20 protein-coding genes are annotated in these 24,393 nt (G+C 64.4%); 7 read left to right on the forward strand and 13 right to left on the reverse strand.

From position 1 onward, the window contains the following. Positions 1-247 precede the first annotated feature (247 nt). The 4 genes from praB to lpcA all read left to right on the forward strand — a co-directional run bounded on the left by praB (position 248) and on the right by lpcA (position 4,438). Positions 248-769 (forward strand): alkane oxidation protein activator PraB, encoded by a 522-nt coding sequence (gene praB, locus BLR77_RS04200; protein ID WP_074675604.1) that lies wholly within the window; start codon positions 248-250, stop codon positions 767-769. Positions 770-935: 166 nt separating this feature from the next. Beyond that, positions 936-2,360, forward strand: coding sequence for an outer membrane protein transport protein (locus BLR77_RS04205; protein ID WP_139202882.1), 1,425 nt, complete (start codon positions 936-938; stop codon positions 2,358-2,360). A gap of 186 nt (positions 2,361-2,546) precedes the next feature. Continuing rightward, positions 2,547-3,836: a M18 family aminopeptidase gene (locus BLR77_RS04210; protein WP_074675606.1), complete on the forward strand. Its 1,290-nt coding sequence runs from the start codon at positions 2,547-2,549 to the stop codon at positions 3,834-3,836. Between the two features lie 14 nt (positions 3,837-3,850). Further along, positions 3,851-4,438, forward strand: coding sequence for a D-sedoheptulose 7-phosphate isomerase (gene lpcA / locus BLR77_RS04215; protein ID WP_074675607.1), 588 nt, complete (start codon positions 3,851-3,853; stop codon positions 4,436-4,438). A gap of 18 nt (positions 4,439-4,456) precedes the next feature. Here the strand turns inward: lpcA and BLR77_RS04220 are convergent, their stop codons facing one another. The 5 genes from BLR77_RS04220 to BLR77_RS04240 form a co-directional block, all read right to left on the reverse strand. Then, positions 4,457-4,876, reverse strand: a complete 420-nt coding sequence (locus BLR77_RS04220; RefSeq protein ID WP_074675608.1) for a group I truncated hemoglobin — start codon at positions 4,874-4,876, stop codon at positions 4,457-4,459. A 2-nt stretch (positions 4,877-4,878) separates the two neighbouring features. Next, a complete protein-coding gene (locus BLR77_RS04225; protein WP_074675609.1) occupies positions 4,879-5,730 on the reverse strand; it encodes a DUF3034 family protein in 852 nt (283 codons plus the stop codon). A gap of 3 nt (positions 5,731-5,733) precedes the next feature. Then, positions 5,734-8,073: a putative bifunctional diguanylate cyclase/phosphodiesterase gene (locus BLR77_RS04230; protein WP_074675610.1), complete on the reverse strand. Its 2,340-nt coding sequence runs from the start codon at positions 8,071-8,073 to the stop codon at positions 5,734-5,736. After that, a complete protein-coding gene (locus BLR77_RS04235) occupies positions 8,060-8,746 on the reverse strand; it encodes a methylamine utilization protein (protein WP_169716332.1) in 687 nt (228 codons plus the stop codon). Before BLR77_RS04235 ends, BLR77_RS04230 begins: the two co-directional genes overlap by 14 nt. 138 nt (positions 8,747-8,884) lie before the next feature. After that, positions 8,885-9,634, reverse strand: coding sequence for a helix-turn-helix domain-containing protein (locus BLR77_RS04240; RefSeq protein WP_074675611.1), 750 nt, complete (start codon positions 9,632-9,634; stop codon positions 8,885-8,887). 240 nt (positions 9,635-9,874) lie between these two features. Here BLR77_RS04240 and BLR77_RS04245 point away from each other — a divergent pair, with 240 nt between their 5' ends. The 3 genes from BLR77_RS04245 to BLR77_RS04255 all read left to right on the forward strand — a co-directional run bounded on the left by BLR77_RS04245 (position 9,875) and on the right by BLR77_RS04255 (position 13,590). Continuing rightward, on the forward strand, positions 9,875-10,579 hold the full coding sequence (locus BLR77_RS04245; protein WP_074675612.1) for a hypothetical protein: 705 nt from the start codon (positions 9,875-9,877) through the stop codon (positions 10,577-10,579). Positions 10,580-10,640: 61 nt separating this feature from the next. Then, the gene (gene lon, locus BLR77_RS04250; protein WP_074675613.1) at positions 10,641-13,037 is read left to right on the forward strand and encodes an endopeptidase La; all 2,397 of its coding nucleotides are present in this window, start codon (positions 10,641-10,643) and stop codon (positions 13,035-13,037) included. A gap of 160 nt (positions 13,038-13,197) precedes the next feature. Continuing rightward, the gene (locus BLR77_RS04255) at positions 13,198-13,590 is read left to right on the forward strand and encodes a protease inhibitor I42 family protein (protein ID WP_074675614.1); all 393 of its coding nucleotides are present in this window, start codon (positions 13,198-13,200) and stop codon (positions 13,588-13,590) included. A 242-nt stretch (positions 13,591-13,832) separates the two neighbouring features. On the opposite strand, the gene BLR77_RS04260 is transcribed toward BLR77_RS04255, so the two are convergent. The 8 genes from BLR77_RS04260 to kdgD form a co-directional block, all read right to left on the reverse strand. After that, positions 13,833-14,594: an ABC transporter permease gene (locus BLR77_RS04260; protein WP_074675615.1), complete on the reverse strand. Its 762-nt coding sequence runs from the start codon at positions 14,592-14,594 to the stop codon at positions 13,833-13,835. Continuing rightward, on the reverse strand, positions 14,591-15,520 hold the full coding sequence (locus BLR77_RS04265; RefSeq protein WP_074675616.1) for an ABC transporter ATP-binding protein: 930 nt from the start codon (positions 15,518-15,520) through the stop codon (positions 14,591-14,593). The genes BLR77_RS04260 and BLR77_RS04265 overlap by 4 nt, the downstream gene beginning before the upstream one ends. A 318-nt stretch (positions 15,521-15,838) precedes the next feature. Next, positions 15,839-16,780 carry a 2-hydroxyacid dehydrogenase gene (locus BLR77_RS04270; protein WP_074675617.1) on the reverse strand — a complete coding sequence of 314 codons (942 nt, stop codon included), beginning with the start codon at positions 16,778-16,780 and terminating at the stop codon, positions 15,839-15,841. A gap of 200 nt (positions 16,781-16,980) precedes the next feature. After that, the gene (locus tag BLR77_RS04275) at positions 16,981-18,399 is read right to left on the reverse strand and encodes an FAD-binding oxidoreductase (protein ID WP_074675618.1); all 1,419 of its coding nucleotides are present in this window, start codon (positions 18,397-18,399) and stop codon (positions 16,981-16,983) included. A gap of 1 nt (position 18,400) precedes the next feature. Continuing rightward, positions 18,401-19,957: a galactarate dehydratase gene (gene garD / locus BLR77_RS04280; protein WP_074675619.1), complete on the reverse strand. Its 1,557-nt coding sequence runs from the start codon at positions 19,955-19,957 to the stop codon at positions 18,401-18,403. Positions 19,958-19,979: 22 nt separating this feature from the next. Further along, positions 19,980-21,335: an MFS transporter gene (locus BLR77_RS04285; RefSeq protein ID WP_074675620.1), complete on the reverse strand. Its 1,356-nt coding sequence runs from the start codon at positions 21,333-21,335 to the stop codon at positions 19,980-19,982. Between the two features lie 144 nt (positions 21,336-21,479). Then, a complete protein-coding gene (gudD, locus tag BLR77_RS04290) occupies positions 21,480-22,829 on the reverse strand; it encodes a glucarate dehydratase (protein WP_074675621.1) in 1,350 nt (449 codons plus the stop codon). 120 nt (positions 22,830-22,949) lie between these two features. Beyond that, the gene (gene kdgD / locus BLR77_RS04295; protein WP_074675622.1) at positions 22,950-23,861 is read right to left on the reverse strand and encodes a 5-dehydro-4-deoxyglucarate dehydratase; all 912 of its coding nucleotides are present in this window, start codon (positions 23,859-23,861) and stop codon (positions 22,950-22,952) included. Positions 23,862-24,393: the final 532 nt, after the last annotated feature.

Raw genomic sequence — 24,393 nt, forward strand, 5'->3', positions numbered from 1 at the left:
CAGCCATTACGCCCTGGAAGAAATAAGGACGTTTCACAGAGATTCGGCGAACTTTTTCTTCGCCTGCAAAACAGTCAACTGCATGCATACAGCGACACCTGCATGCAGTTAGCTGTATCCCGAGCGCTTGCCTGAATAAACACTCGGGACTGTTCGAAAAGTTCGGGCTGGAAGAGATAGGTCAAGTGTTTTGTTGTGCATCTCGTAACAGCCATACATACAACAACAATCTGTTAGTGAGGAAACAATGAAAAACAAAAAACTGGTTAGTGTCATCGGTGCTCTGGCAATCGGCCTGGGTATTTCCGGCATGGCTTCGGCGGCCACCATCACTGGTAGCTCCCCGTTCACCGCAACTGGCACCATCGGCGTTTCGGGGCCCTCGTCCTTTGGCGCAACGGTGAACTGCAGCGTCGTCTTCAACGGCACCATCAACGCCGGTGGGGCGAGCGCCAACATCAATACCGTGACCGTCAGTGGTAGCGGCCTGTGCGCCCTGCCGACCATCACCGGCCTGCCATGGACACTGACTCCGAGCACCACCACCGACGGCGGCGAGACCTGGCTCGGTACCGTATCCGGCGTCGGCTTCACCATCGCCGGTGCTCCGCCCCTGATCCCGGCCTCCAACTGCGCAGGCCCGACCACCATCAACGTGCAATGGACCAACTCCAATAACACCCTGCGCGTCACCTCCGCACAGGCATTGGCGGGCAACTGCAATATCCGTTCTCTGAACGTTCAGGCGCCGGCCATTTCGGTCAACTGAATAGTTGCAGTCCGGCACGTAGTAATAACCCGCGTCCGCGTTGAATCGTTCAACAACGGCGCGGGTTATTGGAAGTAATGAAGTTCTCAGACAAAAGAGATCAGCCATGCGCAATAAAAATAATATTCTCTCTGCCAAAACACACCGAACTCTCTGGATTGCCGCCATGGCAGGTTCCATGTTGGCCGCTTCCCAGGTTCAGGCGGGTGCATTCGGTGTTCCAACCTACGGCACGCCAGGCTGGGGTCGAGCATTCGCTGGCGGGTCGATGTGGAAGAACGACCCCAGCGCCGCTTTCAACAACCCTGCCGCCATGGCTTTCATCGACCATAACGTCGCTCAGGTATCCGTGCACCACGCACGAGTCAGCCTGAAGTACAAAGGCAACGTCTATGACCATCAGGGCGACCTGCGCTCGGATCGCGACCTGGAATTTGACCCGGCCGGTAACCCGACCGGGAACATCATCGATAACGGCCCCATCACCAACGATGGCGGTCAGGGTGGTTTCGGCAAGGCGCTGCCCACCAGCTTTCTGGTCATGCCGATCAACGACCGACTGAGTTTCGGCCTGAGCCAGGTGGTGCCCATGGGCGCGCAAACCACCTGGGATGGTGACTGGAAAGGTCAGGACTTCGCGGTGGATACCAAGATCGAGACCGTCGGCCTCACCGGCTCCCTGTCCTTCAAGGTCAACGATGCCTTTGCCGTCGGCGGTGGCGTCATCGTCCAGCACACCAAGGGCTTTATCAGCCAGAACCTCGATCTGCTGGCAGCTGCCGGCACCCCATCCTCCCAGTTGCCGCTGGGCCTGCCGCCAGGTATCAGCGACGCACTGATCCGGGTGAAGGTGGACAACACTTCCTTCGGCTGGTTTGCCGGTGTCGCTTGGAAACCTACCGAGCGCGACACCCTGGGCCTCAACTATCACGCCCGCATCCGCAACAAGCTCGAAGGGAACTACAACATCCATGCAGATCAATACTCCTATGATCTGATGACCAACCCGCTGTTCCCTCCGGTATTCGGCGATGCGACCGCCATCGAACTGGCCTTCCCCGGCCTGAACCTGAACCCGGACGGCGCCGATGCCAAGTCCCGCCTGGATATACCTGCCAGCGCCACGCTGGACTGGGTCCATGAGTTCAACAACCGCTTCTCGTTAGGGGTCAGCGTTACCTGGACACAATGGTCATCGTTCAAGGAGCTCAAGCTCGAATCCAGCGGTAATACCCTGGTGGTCATTCCCTACAACTACAAGGACACCTGGATGTACTCGATCGGCGGCGATTACCTCGTCACCGACCAGCTCACCCTGCGTGCCGGCGTGGCCTTGGATCAGACGCCAACCCGCAACTCCACCCGTGACGCGCGGATTCCCGATGGCGACCGCACCTTCGTCTCTTTCGGTGGCAGCTACCGCTTCGCGTCCGAGCCGAACCTGAGCATCGACGCGGCCTACTCCCACCAGTTCGTCGACAAGGCGCGCCTGCGCACCGTCAACCAGGATCGCCTGGGCGGCGCCAGCATGGATGGTGAAGTGAAAGCAAAGGGTGACGTGTTCAGCCTCTCGGCCACTTACAAATTCTGATTTGCAGCGTACGGATATCGGCAGATTGAGGCCCTGTCGGTATCCGCTTTTTTGTTCCGGGCATCCCTCACCTGATGCTGCCGCCCCTCACGCAATATTGCCACTCTCTATCCGGGCCATGCACGCGCCGCTCTGCCAAGAACAGGCAAAACGGTTACACTGCGCCATCGCTGTCCGGAGTCATACATGCGCGAAGAACTGATTCAAGGCCTGCTCGATTTTCTCAACGCCTCGCCGACCCCTTTCCACGCCACCACCAGCCTGGCCATGCGCCTGGAAGCCGCCGGTTATCGTCACCTCGACGAACGCGCACCCTGGCATACCGAAGCCGGTGGCCGCTATTACGTGACCCGCAACGACTCCTCGATCATCGCCTTCAAGCTCGGCAAGCGTCCGACCGTGGACGGCGGCATTCGACTGGTCGGTGCACATACCGACAGCCCCTGCCTGCGCGTCAAACCGACCCCGGAGTTGCAGCGCCAGGGCTTCTTCCAGCTCGGCGTGGAAGTCTACGGCGGCGCCCTGCTCGCCCCCTGGTTCGACCGTGACCTGTCGCTGGCCGGCCGCGTGACCTACCGACGCGACGGCAAGGTCGAGAGCCAGTTGATCGACTTCTACCAGCCCATCGCCGTGATCCCCAGCCTGGCCATCCACCTCAATCGCGAGGCCAACCAGGGCTGGGCGATCAACCCGCAGAACGAGTTGCCGCCGATCCTCGCCCAGCTCGCCAGCAGCGAAACCGCTGACTTCCGCGCCCTGCTCGCCGAACAGCTGGCCATGGAGCACGACTTCAACCCGGACGCGGTGCTGGACTACGAGCTGAGCTTCTACGACACCCAGAGCGCCGCCATCGTCGGCCTCAACCAGGATTTCATCGCCAGCGCGCGCCTGGACAACCTGCTGTCCTGCTATGCCGGCCTGCAGGCGCTGATCGACTCGGACGACGAGGAGACCTGCGTGCTGGTCTGCACCGACCACGAAGAAGTCGGCTCCTGCTCGGCCTGCGGCGCCGACGGCCCCTTCCTCGAACAGGTGCTGCGCCGCGTGCTGCCAGACGGCGATGCCTTCGTCCGCACCATCCAGCGCTCGCTGCTGGTCTCGGCCGACAACGCCCACGGCGTGCACCCGAACTACGCCGACAAGCATGACGGCAACCACGGGCCCAAGCTCAATGCCGGCCCGGTGATCAAGATCAACAGCAACCAGCGCTACGCCACCAACAGCGAGACCGCTGGTTTCTTCCGCCACCTGTGCCTGGAAAACGAAGTGCCGGTGCAGAGCTTCGTGGTGCGCAGCGACATGGCCTGCGGCTCCACCATCGGCCCGATCACCGCCAGCCAGCTCGGCGTGCGCACGGTCGATATCGGCCTGCCCACCTTCGCCATGCACTCGATCCGCGAACTGGCCGGCAGCCACGACCTGGATCATCTGGTGAAAGTGCTGACCGCCTTCTACTCCAGCCCTGAACTCCCTTGAGGTTCTGAGACGCGATGATCGAACATATCCGCAACAGCCTGCAGGAAGCCCAGCGTGCGCTGGAGGCCTTCCTCGCCAACGAACAAACCCTGGGCAACATCCAGAAGGCCGCCGAGTTGCTGGTCGAGAGTTTCGAGCACAAGGGCAAGGCCTTTTCCTGCGGCAACGGCGGCTCGATGTGCGACGCCATGCACTTCGCCGAGGAGCTGACCGGGCGCTATCGCAAGAACCGTCCCGGCATCGCCGCCGTGTCGATCAGCGATCCCAGCCATATCAGCTGCGTGGCCAACGACTTTGGCTACGACTTCATCTTTTCGCGCTACATCGAGTCCCATGGTCGCGAAGGTGACGTACTGATCGCCATCAGCACCAGCGGCAAGAGCCCCAACGTAGTCAAGGCCGCCGAAGCCGCCAAGGCGCTGGGTGTGAAGGTGATTGCCCTGACCGGCAAACCCGGCTCGCTGCTGGAAAGCCTGGCCGACGTGTGCATCTGCGCCCCGGGCGGCGACTTCGCCGACCGCGTACAGGAGCTGCACATCAAGACGCTGCACATCCTTATCGAGCTGATCGAACGCCAGTTGAGCCCGCAGAATTACGCCTGAACCCGGGCGCCCCGCTCGCTAGCGGTCGATCACCTGCCCACGCATCGGCGCCAGGCGCGCCAGCAAGCGGTTCTGCGCCGGCGTCGGTACGCCCTCGGCCTCCATGGCGTCCTGCAGGTGCTCGACCAGGGCGTTGAAGTCGCTGGGGGTCAGGCGCAGGCCCTTGTGGCTCTCCTCCATACTGTCGCCGGTGTAGACGCAGGGGCCGCCGCTCTCGAAGCACAGCTGCTCGATCAGCTTCTCGCGCAGACGCTCGATGTCGATGTCGAGAAAGTGCCGGGCGATGCGCGGATCGCGCGCGGAGCCCAGCAGCATGCCTTCGACGATCCGCACGATACCGGGCTCCTCGCCCAGGACGCGGTACAGGCCGTCGTCGCGCGGCGCCTGCTGGGCGCAGGCCGCCAGCAGCAGCGGCAGGCAGAGCATGGCCAGGCGCATGTTCAGAAACTCCCCTGCACGGACAGGTAGACACCGTCCTGGTTGTCCAGCGTGGCGATCTCGCCGAGCCGCGCGTAGGCCAGCACCACAGCCAGGTTCTTGCTCGGGAAGTAGCCGACGAACAGATCGGCCCAGTCGCTCTCGCCGGCAAAGCTCAGGTTGTCGGGTTTTTCCCGATACTCGATGCCCACTGCCCAGTGCCGATCCAGCAGCACCGCCACCGAGCCTTCCTTGAGCCAGGAATGGCGGTCGCGACGGTCACCGCCGAAGCCCAGCAGGCCCAGTTCGTTGGCCCGGCTGTAGCGCAGGTTGGCGTTGAGCAGCAGGTTGTAGCCGAAAGCACCGCCTAGGATCAGCCGGCTGGCCGCCAGGTAGCCTTCGCTGTCCTCGCGGCGCTGCGCGCCGACCAGGCTGGGCACCAGGAAGTCGCGCTGACGCTTGTGCTGCAGGCCGAGGGAAATCTGCGGCAGGCGGTCGTAGATCAGGTCGCCGGCCAGGCGCAGCTTGAGGCCGAGCACGTCCTGGCTGAGACTGTTGTCCGGCAGGCGCAGGTCGCGCGCCAGGGTGCCGAGGTCGAAGCGCTGGCGCGCGTAGGACAGCTCGATGCGGTTGCCGTAAGCCGCCGCCACGCCGGCCACGTCGAGGCGGTAGTCGCCGGTTTCGACACGGGTGGCGAACACGTCCGCGCCCCATTCGCCGCGCTCGCCGTAACCGGCCAGCACCGCCCAGGGCGTGAGCCCACCGCCAGCGGCGCCCTCGAGGCTGGTGGCGCCGCCGGTGGCCAGCAAGCGGCCTTCGCCAGCACTAGCCAGCCCGGCGTACAGACACATACCCAACAGACAGGCGAGTCGCATGCTTCAGTGCACCTTGGCCAGGGGGGGACGATAAGGCTGTGCCAGCCAGGCCTCGAAGGCCTCGGCGGCCAGCGGCCGACTGATCAGATAGCCCTGTGCGGTATCGCAGTGCCAGCGCTGCAAAAGACTCAGGCCGGAGGCCAGTTCGACACCCTCGGCCACCACCTTAAGGCCCAGGCTGTGGCTCATTTCGATGGTGGAACGAACGATCACCGAGTCCTCGCTGTGGTCGTCCAGCTCACGGATGAAACTCTGGTCGATCTTCAACTCCTGCACCGGCATGCGCTTGAGCTGCGCCAGCGAGGAATAGCCGGTGCCGAAATCGTCCACCGACAGGCCGATGCCGTAGTCGCGCAAGCCGTGCAGTACCTGCAACGCACGCTCGGGGTCGAGCATCACCCCGCTCTCAGTGATTTCGAAGATCAATTGCTCCGGCGCCACCCGGTAGCGTGCCAGCAGTGCGCCAACGCGCCCCGGCAGCTCTGCGTCGAGCAGGTCTGCGGTAGAGATATTCAGTGACAGCTGTACCCAAACGCCGCGCCCGTCCCACTCCTGCAACTGGCGCATGGCCTCCTCGATGACCCAGGCGGAGAGCAGCTGGATGCTGCCGGTGCGCTCGGCCAGCGGAATGAATTCACCAGGCGAGACCATGCCCAGCTGCGGATGCTGCCAGCGCAGCAGCGCCTCGGCCTGGCGCACGAGGCCCTCGCGGATGTCCAGCTTGGGCTGGTAGTGCAGCAGCAGTTGGCCCTGCGCGGCGGCGTGGCGCAGATCGCGGATCAGGCGGATCTGCCGCTGCTGGAGGGCGTCGCGGCCCTGCTGGTAGAGCTGCAGGCGCCCGGGGTGCCGGGCGGCATCCTGCATGGCGATGCGCGCACGGCGCAGCAAATCGTCCGGGGTGTCGCCGTCGGCCGGGTAGGCGGCAATGCCGATGCGGCAGTCCAGGGTAGTGTCCAGCGTGCCGATGCGCAGCGGCTTGAGCAGCAACTGATGCAGGCGGTCGGCACTGGCCACTGCGCTGCTGCCGTCGCACTGTTCCAACAGCAGGAGGAACTCGTCGCCCACCAGGCGCGCCAGGCTGTCGCCGGGGCGCAGGGTCGCCTGCAGGCGCCGGGCCAACTGCTGCAGGGCCAGGTCGCCGCCGCCCTGGCCACAGCTCTCGTTGATCGCGGCGAAGTTGCCCATGCCCAGGTACAGCAGCGCCGTGGGCCGCCCGGCGGTGATCGCGCTGCCCAGCCGCTCCAGCGCCAGGGTACGGTTGGGCAAACCGGTCAACGCATCGTGCAGGGCGTTGTGCGCCAGTTGCCGCTCGCGCTCAGCGATGCCGCGCTGCATGTCATTGACCGCCAGCGCCAGCACGCCCAACTCGTCGCTGCGGGCCAGGGCCACCGGCTGTTGATAGTCGCCACGGCCGATGCGCTGGGCGGCAGCGGCCAGCTCGCGCACCGGCCGCGACACGCTGCGTGCCAGCAACAGCGCGCCGACCAGCGAGGCGAGCATGGCCCCCAGGCTGATCAGCAGGATGCGCCGATCCAGCTGTGCGAACGCCGCCTCGGCCTCGCCGAGGGACTTGTGCAGCAGCGCCTCGACGCGATAGCCGGGGCCGCTGGCCAGTTGCAGATGCTGGCCGAAGTAATGCTCGCTGCCGCCGTCGAGACGCTGCGGCATCGCGCCGGCGGCCTTCATCTGCGCTTGCAACAGGGCCTGGGCGCTGGCCGGCAGGGTACTGATCCAGGTCGGCGCCGCACCGTCGCGACTGGCCACCAGGCTCAGCTCCAGGTGGGTCAGCTCACGCAGCTGCACGGCGAATTCGCGGTCCACGGCAAAGCCCATCTGCACTCGGGCGATCGGCAGCGGTGCGCTCACTGTGGCATCCACCAGCAGATAGATCTGCCTGCCGATGGGCAGCAGGAACAGCCGCGCCCCGTCGCGCTGTGGCAGATGCAGCTGGCCGTCGAGACGGGCCAGCGCCTCGGCGTCGATGTTCGGGTCGGTGCTCACCTGCAGGCTGCCGTCCAGCCCCAGCAGGAACACCGCGTCGGCGTTGATGCGCGCGCCCTGGTTGGCCAGTGCCGAGCGGATGGTCGGTGCATCGCCGCTGGCCACCGCCTCCTTGAAGCCGAAATCGGCCGCCAGTACCTGGGCGGCCTGCTGCAGTTGGTCGCTGCGCAGCGCCAGCAGTTGCTCGAAGACGAGGCTGCCGACGTTCAGCTGCTCCTGCGCCTGGGCGCGCACTGCGGCATCGGTGGCGGCCTTCACCGCGACATAGAGAGCGCCGATCACCACCAGCAACAGCAGGATGAGGACGCCGCTGATACGCGCCTGGAAGCTACTGCGCAGCATCTTCGGCGGCCTTCCTGAAAGCCTCACCGAACGCGCTCGGCGCCGGCGGCGCGGGCGGGTCGGCAGGGCCGCTGCTGGCCAGGGTGAACCGCTGGCTCAGCGTCTGCCCCTGCACCTGCAGCTCGCCAGCGGCCTGCGGCAACAACTGCGGATTGCCCGGGTGCCAGAGGGTCACGGCGTAGCGGCCGGCCGGCAACCCGGCGATGGCCGCACGGCCGTTCTCGTCGCTGACGGCGAACCAGGGATCGTCGGTGACATAGATATAGCCGAGCATCCAGTCATGAATATTGCAGCCCAGCACCACCAGACCGGGCTTGTCGAACAGCACCGGCTCGCTCGGCGTGCCCTGGTACAGGCGCAACTCGAAACGCTTGGCCGGCGAGAAGGAGTAGACCTGGTGGCGGATATCGTCGCTGTTGGGGAAGGACACCAGGGTGCCGGTACGCACCGCCAGCACATGGGGCTGGAACTGCTTGTCGCGCTGATCCATGAGCGCCGGCGGTGGCGCCTGGGATGCGTCCAACGGGCCGCTCAGGCTGATCACCGCATCGGCCAGCGGCTGGCCGGCGGCGTCCAGCAGATCGGCATGCAGCGCCGCGGCATGCGCCGGGCCGGGCAGGACCAGGGCGGCGAACAGAACGAGGAGGAGCAGGCGGGAATTGCGACCAGTCATGCGCGAGCCTTGGCCCGGGCCAGCGGCCGGGGCGTCCACAGGATTACATGCCATCTTGGCAACCGAGTTTGGCGTACAGAATTGACAGCCTAGCTGGCTGGCAGCGAACCGGCCAGCGGCAATTGGCCAGCAGCGGCGCTATTCTCGGCGCAGGCGTTTCGGGGTCAGGCCCATATAGCGGCGCATGGCGGTAGTCAGCGCGCTCTGACTGGAGAAACCACATTCCTCGGCGATTCTCACCAACGGCAGGTTGCTCTCGCGCAGCATGCGCGCGGCGCGGTCGAGACGGGTCTGGAGCAGGTATTGGTGTGGCGTGAGGCCGACGCTGTCCTTGAACTGGGCATGGAAGTGGCTGGGGCTCAGGCACATTTCGTGCGCCAGCTCGGCGACGCTGATGCGCCGCGCCAGGTGCTCGCCGATGTAATCATCCAGGCGCTGCAGATCCAGCGCCCCCTGCGGCTGCCGGCGCTGCTCGCCAAACAGGCGCAGGTGCAGAGCACGGAGCAATACGCCACCGAGAGAACGCGCGAGGATGGAGTCACTGCCGTAGCGCTCCAGCTCCGCGCCGGCATAGCTCAGCAGGTGCTGGAAATCGACATCGAGGGCGGGATAGCGAGGCTTTTCGAACAGGCGATGGAGCAGCTCCAGGTCTTCGCTGGGGGTGTCCTGCTCGTCCAGATCGAGGATCAGCATGCGGTTGTCGCCCATGCCAGCGAACTGGTGGGCAGCGTCGCCTGGCACCAGGCAGGCGCGCATACGACAGACTTCCCCACCGCGGCCGCCGACCTCGAATTCGGCGCGGCCGACCAGGGACATCACCAACTGATGATGATCATGGGCATGTTCATGGGCCTGTTCATCCAGGCGGATCACACGGGCTTGCAGCATCGCAAAAGACTGGCGGCACGAAACAAGGGTTGCACTTTACTCCTTTCCAATGAAAAACGCCGCAACCACCTATCGCGAAACGGTTGCACCTATAGCAACCAATGCACCAATTCACCGCCTGAATGCCAACATGCTCCATTACTGTGCACCCACCGGGCCTTGCTGGCCCGTACTACACAGCCCTGGTAGCTGGCAGGAGAGTTGCTTCGCCCCTAGACCGGCCCAGACAAGCGAGCCCCAATGAGCGACACCGCCCTGATTCTTCTGACCCTGCTTGTCGTGCTGCTGGCCCTGGGCTACTGGCTCACCCACCGAGCGGAAAATCGCCAGCTGAAAGCCGACACACAGGCGGATACCGAGATCGTGCAGCGCTGCCTCGACCTGCTTCAGGCCCTGCAGAAACACCGTGGCCTGGGTGCGCAGCTGGATGCTGCGAGCATCGCGCAGCGCAATGCGCTGGCGCAGCAGCTCGACGAGCTGTGGCTGAACTGGCCTGGTGCCCGCATGCAACTACCGCCCCTGCAGCAACACTGGCCACAGTTGCGCCGCAACCCCGCCGACTTCGATGCCCACTGCCGACTGATCGAGACACTGCTGGTGGTGATCGAACAACTCGAAGATCGCCTTTACCGTCAACATCACCCGAGAATTCGCGGGCTCGGCGAGGCCTGCCGCTCGCTCGAAGACCTTGCCAGGCTGCGCGGCCTGGCGGTACGCGCAGCCAATTACGAGCGCTGCCCGCCCGGCCTGCAGATGCAGCTGCGTTTTCTCTGCAAGCGCCTGCTCGATCAGGAGCAGGACGCACATCTGCTCGCGCTGATCGAGCGCCTGCAAGGTGACCTGATCGAGTCGGCGCAGATTCGTCTGGCGCCCGCTGAATGCTTCGCTCTGCTCACGCCACTGATCGAGCAGCGCCTGCAAGGCATTCGCCTGAGCCTCGACTGAAACGTTGAAAAAATCCTGCGCTCGCCCCATGTAGCAACCAACGTACACGCAAAGGTGCTCCATGAACGATCAGGACAACACCCCCGAAGCTGTCGAAGTTCACGTCAAGGCCGATAGCACCGGACTGGTACTGCCCGCTCAGCAGTTGCCGGACAAGCTCTACATCATCCCCATCCACAACCGCCCGTTCTTTCCGGCGCAGGTGCTGCCGGTCATGGTCAACGAGCAGCCCTGGGGCCGTACGCTGACGCGCGTCGGCAATACCGAGCACAAATGCCTGGCGGTGTTCTTCGTCGACAATCCACCGGACGAGAATGGCGAATTCGACCTCGATACCCTGCCAGAGCACGGCACGCTGGTGCGCGTACATCACGTCAGCGAGGAAGGCGGCAAACTGCAGTTCGTCGCCCAGGGCCTGACCCGCGTGCGCATTCGCGGCTGGCTCAGCCGCCGTGGCCCGTATCTGGCCGAAGTGGAATATCCACAGTCACCCAACGACCCACGTGATGAGGTCAAGGCCTACGGCATGGCGCTGATCAACGCGATCAAGGAACTGCTGCCGCTCAACCCGCTGTACAGCGAGGAGCTGAAGAACTACCTCAATCGCTTCAGTCCCAACGATCCGTCGCCGCTCACTGACTTCGCTGCGGCCCTGACCACCGCTTCCGGCCAGGAGCTGCAGGAAGTGCTGGACACAGTGCCCATGCTCAAGCGCATGGAGAAAGTACTGCCACTGCTGCGCAAGGAGGTCGAGGTCGGCCGCCTGCAGAAGGAGCTGTCGGCAGAGGTGAACAAGCAGATCGGCGAGCGTCAGCGCGAATTCTTCCTCAAGGAGCAGCTCAAGCTGATCCAGCAGGAGCTGGGCATCAGCAAGGACGACAAGAGCGCGGATCGCGAGGAGTTTCTCGCCCGCCTCGAAGGCAAGACCCTGCCGGCGCCCGCGCAGAAGCGCATCGACGAGGAGTTGAACAAGCTGTCGATCCTGGAGACCGGCTCGCCGGAGTACGCCGTCACGCGTAACTACCTGGACTGGGCCACCGCCCTGCCCTGGGGTATTCACGGTCAGGACAAGCTCGACCTGGGCCGCGCGCGCAAGGTGCTGGACAAGCACCACGCCGGCATGGACGACATCAAAGAGCGCATCACCGAGTTCCTCGCCGTCGGTGCCTTCAAGGGCGAGATCGCCGGCTCCATCGTGCTGCTGGTCGGCCCGCCCGGCGTGGGCAAGACCAGCATCGGCAAGTCCATCGCCGAATCCCTCGGCCGGCCGTTCTACCGCTTCTCGGTGGGCGGCATGCGTGACGAGGCGGAGATCAAGGGCCACCGCCGCACCTACATTGGCGCCATGCCCGGCAAGCTGGTGCAGGCGCTGAAGGAAGCCGAGGTGATGAACCCGGTGATCATGCTCGACGAGATCGACAAGATGGGCACCAGCTACCAGGGCGACCCCGCCTCGGCGCTGCTGGAGACCCTCGACCCGGAGCAGAACGTCGAATTCCTCGACCACTACCTGGACCTGCGCCTGGACCTGTCCAAGGTGCTGTTCGTCTGCACCGCCAACACCCTCGACTCCATCCCCGGACCGCTGCTCGACCGCATGGAGGTGATCCGCCTGTCCGGCTACATCACCGAGGAAAAACTGGCCATCGCCAAGCGCCACCTGTGGCCCAAGCAGCTGGAAAAGGCCGGCGTGCCGAAAGCGCGCCTGTCCATCAGCGACGCGGCACTGCGCGCGGTGATCGAAGGCTATGCCCGCGAAGCCGGCGTGCGCCAGCTGGAAAAACAGCTCGGCAAGCTGGTGCGCAAGTCGGTGGTGAAACTGCTGGAGGACGCCGAGGCGAAGATCCGCATCGGTGCCAAGGATCTGGAGGAAGCCCTCGGCATGCCGGTGTTCCGCAACGAGCGGGTTCTGGCCGGCATCGGGGTCATCACCGGGCTGGCCTGGACCAGCATGGGCGGCGCCACCCTGCCGATCGAGGCGACGCGCATCCACACGCTCAACCGTGGTTTCAAGCTGACCGGCCAGCTCGGCGAGGTGATGAAGGAATCGGCGGAGATCGCCTACAGCTACGTCAGCTCGCACCTCAAGCAGTTCGGCGGCGACCCGACCTTCTTCGATCAGGCCTTCGTCCACCTGCACGTACCGGAAGGCGCCACGCCCAAGGACGGCCCCAGCGCCGGCATCACCATGGCCAGCGCGCTGCTTTCGCTGGCGCGCAACCAGGCGCCGAAAAAGGGCGTGGCCATGACTGGCGAGCTGACCCTCACCGGCCAGGTGCTGCCCATCGGCGGCGTGCGCGAGAAGGTGATCGCGGCGCGGCGGCAGAAGATCCATGAACTGATCCTCCCGGAGGCAAACCGCGGCAGCTACGAGGAACTACCGAACTACCTCAAGGAAGGCATCACCGTGCACTTCGCCAAGCGCTATGGCGATGTCGCCAGGGTGCTGTTCGAGTAAAGAGGCATATGTGGGAGTGAGCTCTGCTCGCGAAGCTTTTCAGGCTCGCCGACATTCGCGAGCAGAGCGCGCTCCTACAGCAAACCACCCGCCTCGACGGTCGCCACCGACAAGCCAATGCGGCTATGCTGGGCCAGGTTTCGTTCGACTGGAGTTCGTCATGCACGCCACCTTGCGCCTGCTTACCCTACCCGCCTTGGCTCTGCTCACGGCTTGTGCCCATCAGTCCGGCACGCTGGAGTTGAAGAAGGATCGGCAGTGCCCGCTGACGCTGAACAAGGGTCAGCAACTGATTCTCAGCCTGCCCAGCAACCCCACCACCGGTTTTCGCTGGGAGGTGCGTGACGCTGCGGCGAACGTGCTGCAAAGCCTTGGCCCTGAGGTGTACAGCAACCCGGAAGATGCCGGACTGGTGGGCGCTGGCGGCATCTCCACCTGGCGCTTTACCGCTCGCGAATCGGGCGAAGGTCGTCTGCTGCTGACCTACCAGCAGCCGTGGGAGCCGAACGTACCGCCGGCGGAAACCTTCGAGTGTGAATTGCGGGTTAAGTGACCCGAACCGCTTCTGTGGGAGGGGCTTTAGCCGCGACGAGGGCAAGCGAATCGCCGCTAAAGCACCTCTCGTACGTTACCCATTCACGGCGCGTTTTAATCCACCCTACAGACTGAAATTAACAAGGGGCGCAGATGCGCCCCTCGTTTCCAACGTTTCGCGGCTGAAGCCGCTCCTACAATCAGAGGCGTACGCGACCGATGTAGGAGCGGCTTCAGCCGCGAATGCTGCTATCCGGAGGCTCAGCTCTTGAGCCGGTAACCGGTCTTGAAGATCCAGCCCACCAGCAAGATGCACAGCGCCAGAAAGCCCAGCACCATCGCCAGGCTAATGCCGACGTTGACGTCGGAAACGCCGTAGAAGCTCCAGCGGAAGGCACTGATCAGGTACACAACCGGGTTGAACAGGGTTACCGTCTGCCAGACCGGCGGTAGCATGCTGATCGAATAGAAGGCGCCCCCCAGGAAGGTCAGCGGCGTGACGATCAGCGCCGGGACGATCTGCAGCTTCTCCCAGCCATCGGCCCAGACGCCGATGATGAAGCCGAACAGGCTGAAGGTCAGCGCGGTGAGGATCAGGAACGCCGCCATCCAGAGGGGATGCTGAATCTCGAAATCGACGAACAGCCGCGCCGTGAGCAGGATGATGAGGCCAAGGATCACCGACTTGGTGGCCGCCGCGCCGACGTAGCCGATGAGGATTTCCAGGTAGGACACCGGTGCCGAAAGAATCTCGTAGATGCTCCCCGAGTACTTGGGCATGTAGATGCCGAACGAGGCGTTGGAAATGCTCTCGGTCAGCAGCGCCAGCATGATCAGGCCCGGAATGATGAAGGCGCCGTAGCTCACGCCCTGCACCTGGGTCATGCTCGAACCGATGGCCGAGCCGAACACCACGAAGTACAGCGAGGTGCTGATCACCGGCGTGGCGATGCTTTGCAGCAGGGTGCGCCAGGTGCGCGCCAGCTCGAACAGGTAGATGGCCTTGATGGCGTACAGGTTCATGCGCGCGACTCCTCCAGCAGTGACACGAAAATTTCCTCCAGCGAACTCTGGCTCGACTGCAGATCCTTGAAGTCGATACCGTGCTGGGCGAGTTCACGCAGCAATTCGGCGATGCCGGTGTTCTCGTGCTGGGCGTCGAAGGTGAACACCAGGGCATGGCCCTGATCGGCCAGTTCCAGACCATAGCGCGCCAGTTCGGCCGGCACGCAGGACAATGGCTGCTGCAGGTGCAGGGTCAGCTGCTTCTTGCCCAGCTTGTGCATCAGCACCTGCTTGTCCTCCACTAGAATGATCCGCCCCTTGCTGATCACGCCGATGCGGTCGGCCATTTCCTCGGCCTCTTCGATGTAGTGGGTGGTGAGGATGATGGTCACGCCACGTTCGCGCAGGCGCCTGACCATGTTCCACATGTCGCGGCGCAGCTCCACGTCGACGCCGGCGGTGGGCTCGTCGAGGAAGAGAATCTGCGGCTCGTGCGAGAGCGCCTTGGCGATCATCACCCGGCGCTTCATGCCGCCGGACAGTTCCATGATCTTGGCGTTGCGTTTGTCCCACAGCGACAGGTCCTTGAGCAGTTGCTCCAGGTAGGCCGGGTCGGGCTTCTTGCCGAACAGGCCACGGCTGAACTTGACCGTCGCCCACACCGTTTCGAACACGTCGCTGACCAGTTCCTGCGGCACCAGGCCGATCTGCGAGCGGGCGGCGCGGTAGTCGCGAACGATATCGTGGCCAGCCACCAGCACCCGGCCCTCGCCCGGATTAACGATGCCGCAGATGATGCTGATCAGGGTGGTCTTGCCGGCGCCGTTGGGGCCGAGCAAGGCGAAGATCTCGCCCTGGCGAATGTCCAGATCGATGCCCTGCAGGGCCGGATGGCCCGAGGCATAGGTCTTGTTCAATTGCTGAATAGAGATGACCGAGTGCACGGTGAGAGTCCTTGCCTGCGGAAAAACCACAGAGTGTAGAGCCTGACCACCCAGGCAGGGCAAGTGCATTATGGGTTCGTTGTGCAAAGCCTCGGGCCGGTAGGTGGCCCCGTGCGCACCGAGCAACGAAACCGGTCTTGGTGCGCACAGCCTGGGCGGCCCCGCGACACCCTAGCCATTAGCCAACGCAGGCATAGCGGGATAACCCGGCGCGCTTGTGGCGCGCCGGTGCTGCTGGTGAGGTTGAGGGAGAAGCGGCCACAGCGCTTGTGGCGTTGCGGCGATAAGCGTGGCGACGGGCGCCGTCACGCAAATGGGTTACAGCGGCGTCAGCAACTGGCCGCTGGCGATAAAGGAACGCAGGTTATCGAGTACCAGATCGGCCATCTGCTGGCGCGTCTCGACGCTGGCGCTGCCGACGTGCGGCAGCAGCACCACGTTGTCCAGTTCGCGCAGTGCCGCCGGTACCTGGGGCTCATGCTCGAAAACATCCAGTCCGGCGCCACCGATCACCTTCTGCTGCAGTGCAGCGATCAGCGCCGCCTCATCGACCACCGAACCGCGCGCCACGTTGATCAGGAAACCATCAGGCCCGAGTGCTTCGAGCACCTCGGCATCGATCAGATGATGGGTGGCCTTGCCGCCCGGGCAGGTCAGCACCAGAAAGTCCGCCCAACGCGCCAGCGCCAGCAGATCCGGCTCATGCTGGTGCGGGCTGCCCTCGACCGCACGGCGGTTGTGGTAGCGCACTGGCATGGAGAACCCAGAAGCCCGCAGCGCCACCGCTTCGCCGATACGACCGAGGCCGACGATGCCCAGGCGCTTGCCGCTGACCCGGCGCGCCAGGGGAAAGCCCGTGGTGCTGCTCCAGGCGCCGCTGCGCACGAAACGATCGGCCTCGGACAGACGCCGCGCGCTGTCGATCATCAGGCCCATGGCCAGGTCGGCGACGCAGTCGTTGAGCACGTCCGGCGTGGTGCTGAGGACGATGCCGCGGTCACGCAGCAGCTCCAGCGGATAGGGATCGTAGCCGACACCGAAACTGCAGATGGCGCGCAGATTGGGTAGTAGCCGCAGTTGGTCGGCCGTGCAGCCGAAACGCGCCGAGGACACCATGTAGATGAACTGCTCGCCCTGTTCACGCAGGAAGGCCAGCGGCTCGGCCTGCTGCCACAGCGCACTGACCTCGTATTCCTCGGCCAGCTCGCGGTTGAAGCGCTCGCTCAGCGGGCCGATCTGCAGCACCTTGGCTTTGCTCATGGTTCCTCCTGTTTGGATCGTGCGATTTACCAGGCTGTTGAAAAACTACCTGCGTTGCCATTGCTGCGTTAAATACAGGCTCGTGCGCGAGTCCGATCAAAATGCTCATTTACAGCGCGTAAAGTCGAGCGCGACTCCGACCGTTTTTCGCCTGTATTTGCCTTGCACTGGCTGCCTCGCCTACGTTTTTCAACGGACTGTTACAGCAATTTGCCCGGATTCATCAGCCCGGACGGGTCCAGCGCCTGCTTGATGCGGGCCATCAGTTCCAGCTCCAGCGGCGCCTTGTAGTGCTGCGCGGCCAGGCGCTTGGACTGGCCCAGGCCATGTTCGGCGCTGATACTGCCAGCATCTTCCAGGACCTGATCGTAGATCACCCGCATGATCGCCTCGGCCTGCGCCTTGAAGGGGCCATCCTCGGCGCCGACTGGCTTGCTGATGTTGTAATGCAGGTTGCCGTCGCCGACGTGGCCGTAGGCCACGATGCGCACGCCGGGGAATGTCTGCTGCAACGCCTGATCGGTACGCGCGATAAAGTCGGGAATACGGCTGACCGGCACGCTGATGTCGTGCTTGAGGCTCGGCCCTTCGTGGTTCTGCGCCTCCGAGATACCTTCGCGCAGCGCCCACAAGGCGCGCACCTGCGCATCGCTACCAGCCAGCACAGCATCCAGCGCCACGCCCTGCTCGAAGGCCTCGCCGATGCCCTGCTCGAGCATCTCGTTCAACGGCGCATTGGGCTGGGTGTCACTCAGTTCGATCAGCACGTACCAGGGATGCGCTTCGGCAAAGGGGTCGCTGACACCGGCGACATGACGCAGGACGAACTCGACGCTCTGCCGCGACATCAGCTCGAAGCCGGTCAGGCGGTCGCCACACAGCCCGCGCATCTGCCCGATCAGCTCGACCGCTGCCTGCGGACTGGGCAGCGCCACCCAGGCAGTGGTCAGGCTGCGTACCGCCGGGAACAGCTTGAGCACAGCGGCAGTGATGATACCCAGGGTACCCTCGCTGCCGATGAACAGATGCTTGAGGTCATAGCCGGTGTTGTCCTTGCGCAAGCCGCGCAGGCCATCCCAGATGCGCCCGTCGGGCAGTACCACTTCCAGCCCCAGGGTCAGGTCACGCATGTTGCCGTAGCGCAGCACGGCGGTGCCGCCGGCATTGGTCGCCAGGTTGCCGCCGACCGTGCAGCTGCCCTCGGCGCCCAGCGACAGCGGGAATAGCCGGCCGACTTCGGCAGCGGCCTCCTGCAGCTGCTGGAGGATCACCCCGGCCTCGACGGTGATGGTTGCGTTGGCCACGTCCACGTCGCGGATGCGCTTCATGCGCGTCAGCGACAGCACGACCTGCGCCCCGCTGTCATCCGGGATCGAGCCGCCGCACAGGCCGGTGTTGCCACCTTGCGGCACCAGTGCGACGCTGGCCTGCGCGCACAGGCGCACCACGGCGGCGACCTCCTCGGTGGTGGCCGGGCGCAGCACCGCAGCCGCGTGACCGCGGTATGCGCCGCGCCAGTCGCTGAGATAGCTCTGCATGCGTTCGGCGTCAGTGATCAGGCCAGCCTCGCCAACCGCTTCGCGCAGCGCCTGGAGCAGATCATCGGAAAGGCCACTCATCTCAGGTCACCGGCGCCGGGTTGAACAGCACCAGGTCGTTGTGCAGGCGCAGGTGCTCGGCGCAGGTCTGCTTGCGACCGCTGGCAACGTCCAGGTAGAGCTGGAAGATATGCCAGCCCATTTCCTCCAGCGTCATGCGCCCGGAGACGATCTGCCCGGCGTCGACGTCGATCAGGTCCGGCCAGCGCTCGGCCAGCTGAGTGCGCGTGGCCACCTTGATCACCGGCACCATGGACAGGCCATAGGGCGTGCCGCGACCGGTGGTGAAGATGTGCAGGTTCATGCCTGCCGCCAGTTGCAGGGTGCCGCAGATGAAATCGCTGGCCGGCGTGGCGCAGAACCACAGGCCCTTGCCACGAATCCGCTCACCCGGCGCGACCACGCCGGCAATCGGGCTGTTGCCGGACTTGGCGATGGAACCCATGGCCTTCTCGACGATGTTGTTCAACCCGCCCTTCTTGTTGCCCGGCGTGGTATTGGCGCTGCGATCGGCCATGCCGCGCTGCAGGTAACGGTCGTACCAGTCCATCTCGCGGATCAGCGCATCGGCCACCTCGACACTGGCAGCGCGCGGCGTGAGCAGGTGGATGCCGTCGCGTACCTCGGTGTTCTCGGAGAACATCACGGTGGCACCGGCACGCACCAGCAGATCGGCGGCCACGCCCAGAGCCGGGTTGGCGGTGATGCCGGAGAAGGCATCGCTGCCGCCGCACTGCATGCCAACCACCAGCTCGGAGGCCGGTACCGTCTCGCGGCGGCGCTGGTCGAGCACCTTCAGACGCTCTTCGATCATGGCCATGATCTGCTCGACCATGCCGGTGAAACCGGTGCCGGAATCCTGCAGGCGGAACAGCCAGTCTTCCTCGTCCATGCCGTTGGTGAGCTGATCGCCATCCATCAACTGGTTGGCCTGCAGCTTCTCGCAGCCGAGGCTGATAACCAGTGCCTGGCCACCCAGATTGGGGTTGCGGCTGATGTTGTACAGGGTGCGGATCGGCACCACGGCGTCCGGCGCGTTGATCGCCACGCCGCAGCCGTAGCTGTGCGACAGCGCGACCACGTCGTCGACGTTGGGGTACTTGGGCAACACTTCCTTGCGCACCCGCTCGACCACATGATCGAGCACGCCGACCACGCACTGCACGGTGGTGGTCACACCGAGAATATTGCGGGTGCCAACGCTGCCGTCCGGGTTGCGGAAGCCCTCGAAGCTGTAGCCCTGCAGCGGCTCGCCGGGCGCGGTATTGATCGTCGCCTTGGGCAGGTTGTCCAGCACTGGCGGCTCGGGCATGCGCAGCACCTGCTCGGTGACCCAGCTGCCGGCGGCAATGGGTTTCAGCGCATAACCGATGACCTCGCCATAACGCACCACCTCGCCGCCCTCGGCGATATCCACCAGTGCCACCTTGTGGCTCTGCGGGATGCCTTCGATAGCCGTCAGGCCATCGTCGAACTGGCCACCGGCGGCGACACCCTGATCATTGACCACCACGCCAACGTTGTCGGTCGGGTGCAGGCGGATGTAACGGGGCGAATCCTGATGGGGAATCAACTGCATGCTGCGTGCTCCTGTTGTGCGCTCAGGATACCGAGTCAGGCTTGGAACGCGTGGCGTCATCGCCCCTCGTCCCTTCACCGAGCTCGACCCTGTGAATTTGGCCGACGATCAGGCCGAAACTGACGACCGCCAGCAGGGCATTGAGGCCGACATAGGCCAATGCCCCATCGAAAGAACCGCTATGGCTGACCAGGTAGCCGATGACGATGGGTGTAGTGATCGCCGCCAGGTTGCCGAAGGTGTTGAACAGCCCGCCGGACAGCCCAAGGATCTGCCGCGGCGAGGTGTCGGCGACCAGCGTCCAGCCCAGCGAGCCGAGGCCCTTGCCGAAGAACGCCAGGGCCATCAGCGCCACCACGGCGGTGTCGCTCTCGACGAAAATGCACAGCACCAGGCTGCTCGACAGCAGCAAGCCGAACACCATCGGCAGCTTGCGCGCCAGGGTCAGCGAATGGCCACGGCGCAGCATGCCATCGGACAACAGCCCGCCGAGCACGCCGCCGACGCAGCCGCTGATGGCCGGCAATGCCGCAGCGAATCCGGCGCCAAGAATGCTCATGCCACGCGCCTGCACCAGGTAAACGGGAAACCAGGTGAGGAAGAAATAGGTAATGGCGTTGTTGCAGTACTGGCCGAGGTAGATTCCGATCATCGTGCGCTGGCGCAGCAGCAGGCCCAGATACCGCCACTGCGAGCCGCCGACACTGCCGCGCTGCCCCTCCAGATCGATCAGCGCACCACCTTGCTCGAGGTAATGCAGCTCGGCCGCAGCGATGCGTGGATGCGTACGCGGACCGTACAGTTGCGTCAACCACACGAATGACAGCGCCAGCCCGAGGCAACCCAGCACGATGAATACCGATTGCCAGCCCATGGTTTGCACCACCCAGCCCATCAGTGGCGCGAACAGCGCGGTGGCAGCGTACTGCGCCGAGCTGGAGATGGCCGTGGCGGTGGCGCGTTCGGCCGTGGGAAACCAGGAGGCGATGATCCGCGCGTTGCCGGGAAAACACGGCGCGCTGGCGAACCCCACCAGCAGCCGCAAAAGAAACATCGAGGTCACCGCCCAGGAGGTTGGCAGCCAGCCGACGAAGCCCTGCAGCAGGGTCAGCGCCGACCAGACGAACAGCGCCAGGGTGTACACCGGCTTGGTGCCGAAGCGGTCGAACAACCAGCCACCGGGAATCTGCCCGATCACGTAGGCCCAGCCGAAGGCGGAGAAGATATAACCGAGCGTCACCGCATCGATGCCCAGGCCGGCCTGCATCGCCGAACCGGCGACGGACAGACTGGAGCGATCGGCAAAGGTGATGGTGGTGACCAGAAACAGCATCAGCAGAATGCTGTAGCGCACTCGACCCGGTTTGGCATCTGGCATCGGCAAGGCTCGTGAGACAAAAGCTCTTAGGGCGGGCTGGGCGGTGTTCCGCTTCAGCCCACCAACGGCAGTCGACCCGTAGGGTGGGCTTTAGCCCACCGGCTTCAATTTAAGGTGAGCTGAAGCCCACCCTACGGACTCGGCTCAACGGACCAGGCAAGGCTTCTTGTTATTGAAGCTCCAACCCGGAATCAGGTACTGCATGGCCACTGCGTCGTCACGCGCGCCCAGGCCCTTGGCCTGGTACAGCTCGTGCGCCTTGGCCAGCGCATCCCAGTCCAGTTCGACGCCGAGGCCCGGCGTTTTCGGCACCTGCACCAGACCACCTTCGATACGCAGCGGGTTGCGCGTCAGATACTGGCCGTCCTGCCAGATCCAGTGGGTGTCGATGGCGGTCACGCGACCCGGCGCAGCGGCGGCCACGTGGGTGAACATGGCCAGCGAGATGTCGAAGTGGTTGTTCGAGTGCGAACCCCAGGTCAGGCCCCAGTCGTTGCACATCTGTGCCACCCGCACGGAACCGGCCATGGTCCAGAAGTGCGGGTCGGCCAGCGGGATATCTACCGATTGCAGGGAGAGGGTGTGGCCCATCTGCCGCCAGTCGGTGGCGATCATGTTGGTCGCGGTCGGCAGACCGGTGGCGCGGCGGAACTCGGCCATCACCTCGCGGCCCGAGTAGCCGTTCTCGGCGCCGCAGGGGTCTTCGGCATACGCCAACACGCCATGCAGGTCACGGCACAGGGCGATGGCCTGATCCAGCGACCAGCCGCCGTTGGGGTCCAGCGTCACACGCGCCTCGGGGAAGCGCGCAGCCAGCGCACGAATCGCCTCGACTTCGGCTTCGCCATGCAGCACGCCGCCCTTGAGCTTGAAGTCGTTGAAGCCGTAACGCGCATGCGCGGCCTCGGCCTGGCGCACGATCGCTTCGGGGGTCAGCGCGGTCTGGTTGCGCACGCGCTCCCAGTTATCGTCGGCATCGCGTTCGTCGCGGTAGCCGAGATCGGTCTTGTCCTTGTCGGCGATGAAGAACAGATAGCCGAGCATCTCCACCGCATCGCGCTGCTGGCCTTCGCCGAGCAGGGCGGCAACCGGCACGCCGAGGTGCTGGCCGAGCAGGTCGAGCAGCGCCGACTCCAGCGCGGTGACCGCATGGATGGTGATGCGCAGGTCGAAGGTCTGCAGGCCACGACCGCCGGAATCACGATCGGCGAAAGCGCGACGCACCTGGTTGAGCAGCGCGTTGTAGTTGCCGACCGGCTGGCCGACGAGGATCGAGCGGGCGTCTTCGAGGGTCTTGCGGATGCCCTCGCCACCGGGGACTTCGCCGACCCCGACATGGCCGGCGCTGTCCTTGAGAATGAGGATGTTGCGGGTGAAATAAGGGCCGTGGGCACCGCTCAGGTTGAGCAGCATGCTGTCTTGGCCGGCGACCGGTACGACTTGCAGCTCGGTGATCAGCGGGGTGCCGACAGCGGCAGGAATCTGAGAAGTCATGAACGTTACCCTGTTGTTCTTATACGGGTTCGACAATTGTTCAACGCTGTCGCGCCGGAGCTTCCGGAACGCGACGCACAGGCCTGGGCCGCTCACCGAGGCGAGCGGCCACCTGCGGTGTTACTGCGCGCCTTGCGCTTCGACCAGCTTGGCCAGAGCTTCGTACTCCTCCGGCAGCAGATCGGTCAGCGGCGCACGCACCGGACCAGCATCGTAACCGACGATCTTGGCACCGGCCTTGACGATGCTCACGGCATAGCCGGCCTTGCGGTTGCGGATGTCCAGGTACGGCAGGAAGAAATCGTCGATCAGCTTGCCAACGGTGACGTGATCTTCCGCAGCGATGGCGCGGTAGAAGTCCATGGCGGTTTTCGGGATGAAGTTGAACACCGCCGAGGAGTAGACCGGTACACCCAGGGCCTTGTAGGCCGCTGCGTAGACTTCAGCGGTCGGCAGGCCGCCGAGGTAGGTCAGGCGCTCGCCCAGGCGGCGACGGATCGACACCATCAGCTCGATGTCGCCCAGGCCGTCCTTGTAGCCGATCAGGTTCGGACAACGCTCGGCCAGTTGCTCAAGCAGGTTGGCGTTGAGACGGCAGACGTTACGGTTGTAGATCACCACGCCGATCTTCACCGATTTGCACACCTGCTCGACGTGAGCGGCAACGCCGTCCTGCGAGGCTTCGGTCAGGTAGTGCGGCAGCAGCAGCAGGCCCTTGGCGCCCAGGCGCTCGGCTTCCTGCGCCATCTGGATGGCGACGCGGGTCGGGCCGCCGACACCAGCCAGGATAGGTACGGACTTCTCACAGGTATCTACGGCCGTCTTGATCACGGCGCTGTATTCGTCCGGCGCCAGGGAGAAGAACTCGCCAGTACCGCCGGCAGCGAACAGGGCGGAAGCACCGTAAGGCGCCAGCCACTCGAGGCGGCGCACATAGCCAGCCGGGTTGAAATCACCGGCGGCATCGAAATCGGTTACCGGGAAAGACAGCAGACCGGAAGAGAGGATGGACTTAAGTTCTTGTGGATTCATTATGCGAACACCCTGTAAAGCGAGTTGTGAGAAATAGCGTCAGCCGCAGCTGTAGAGATACGTTATCGTACAACAACAAAAAAAACACCAGTTTTTGCATTGTCCGTTCGTCGAAGTGTTTCCCGCTCCGCCAGACCCGCCCGCAAAACCAGCCCGCAAGCGTTAGAGCTCAGCGTAGAGCAGGCTCCGTCATGGCGCCAGAAGAGATGGCAGCGCAATCATGATTAGCCATGAGCAGCGTTGACAGGCTATGAACAGGCTGGTACTAATTTCACCAAGTCATACGACAACCTATGACATTCCAATAAAAACAATCGAGGGCCCAGGTCATGTCACAGACCTTCACTGCCGCCACCTGCTGCCACCGTGCACCTCGTCGCACCCCTGCCAGCACCTGCCGGGACAGCGCAGCCTGCGCTGGCTTCGTTGCCATCCTTGCCCATGCTCAAACTTGCCGTAGCGCGGATCGCTTGCTGATCCCGGTGCACGACTGACCCGTACCTTCGCCATTGCGGCCAAGGGCCGCGCCACG

The organism is Ectopseudomonas alcaliphila, from assembly GCF_900101755.1.
GTDB classification, from domain to species: Bacteria; Pseudomonadota; Gammaproteobacteria; order Pseudomonadales; family Pseudomonadaceae; genus Aquipseudomonas; species Aquipseudomonas alcaliphila.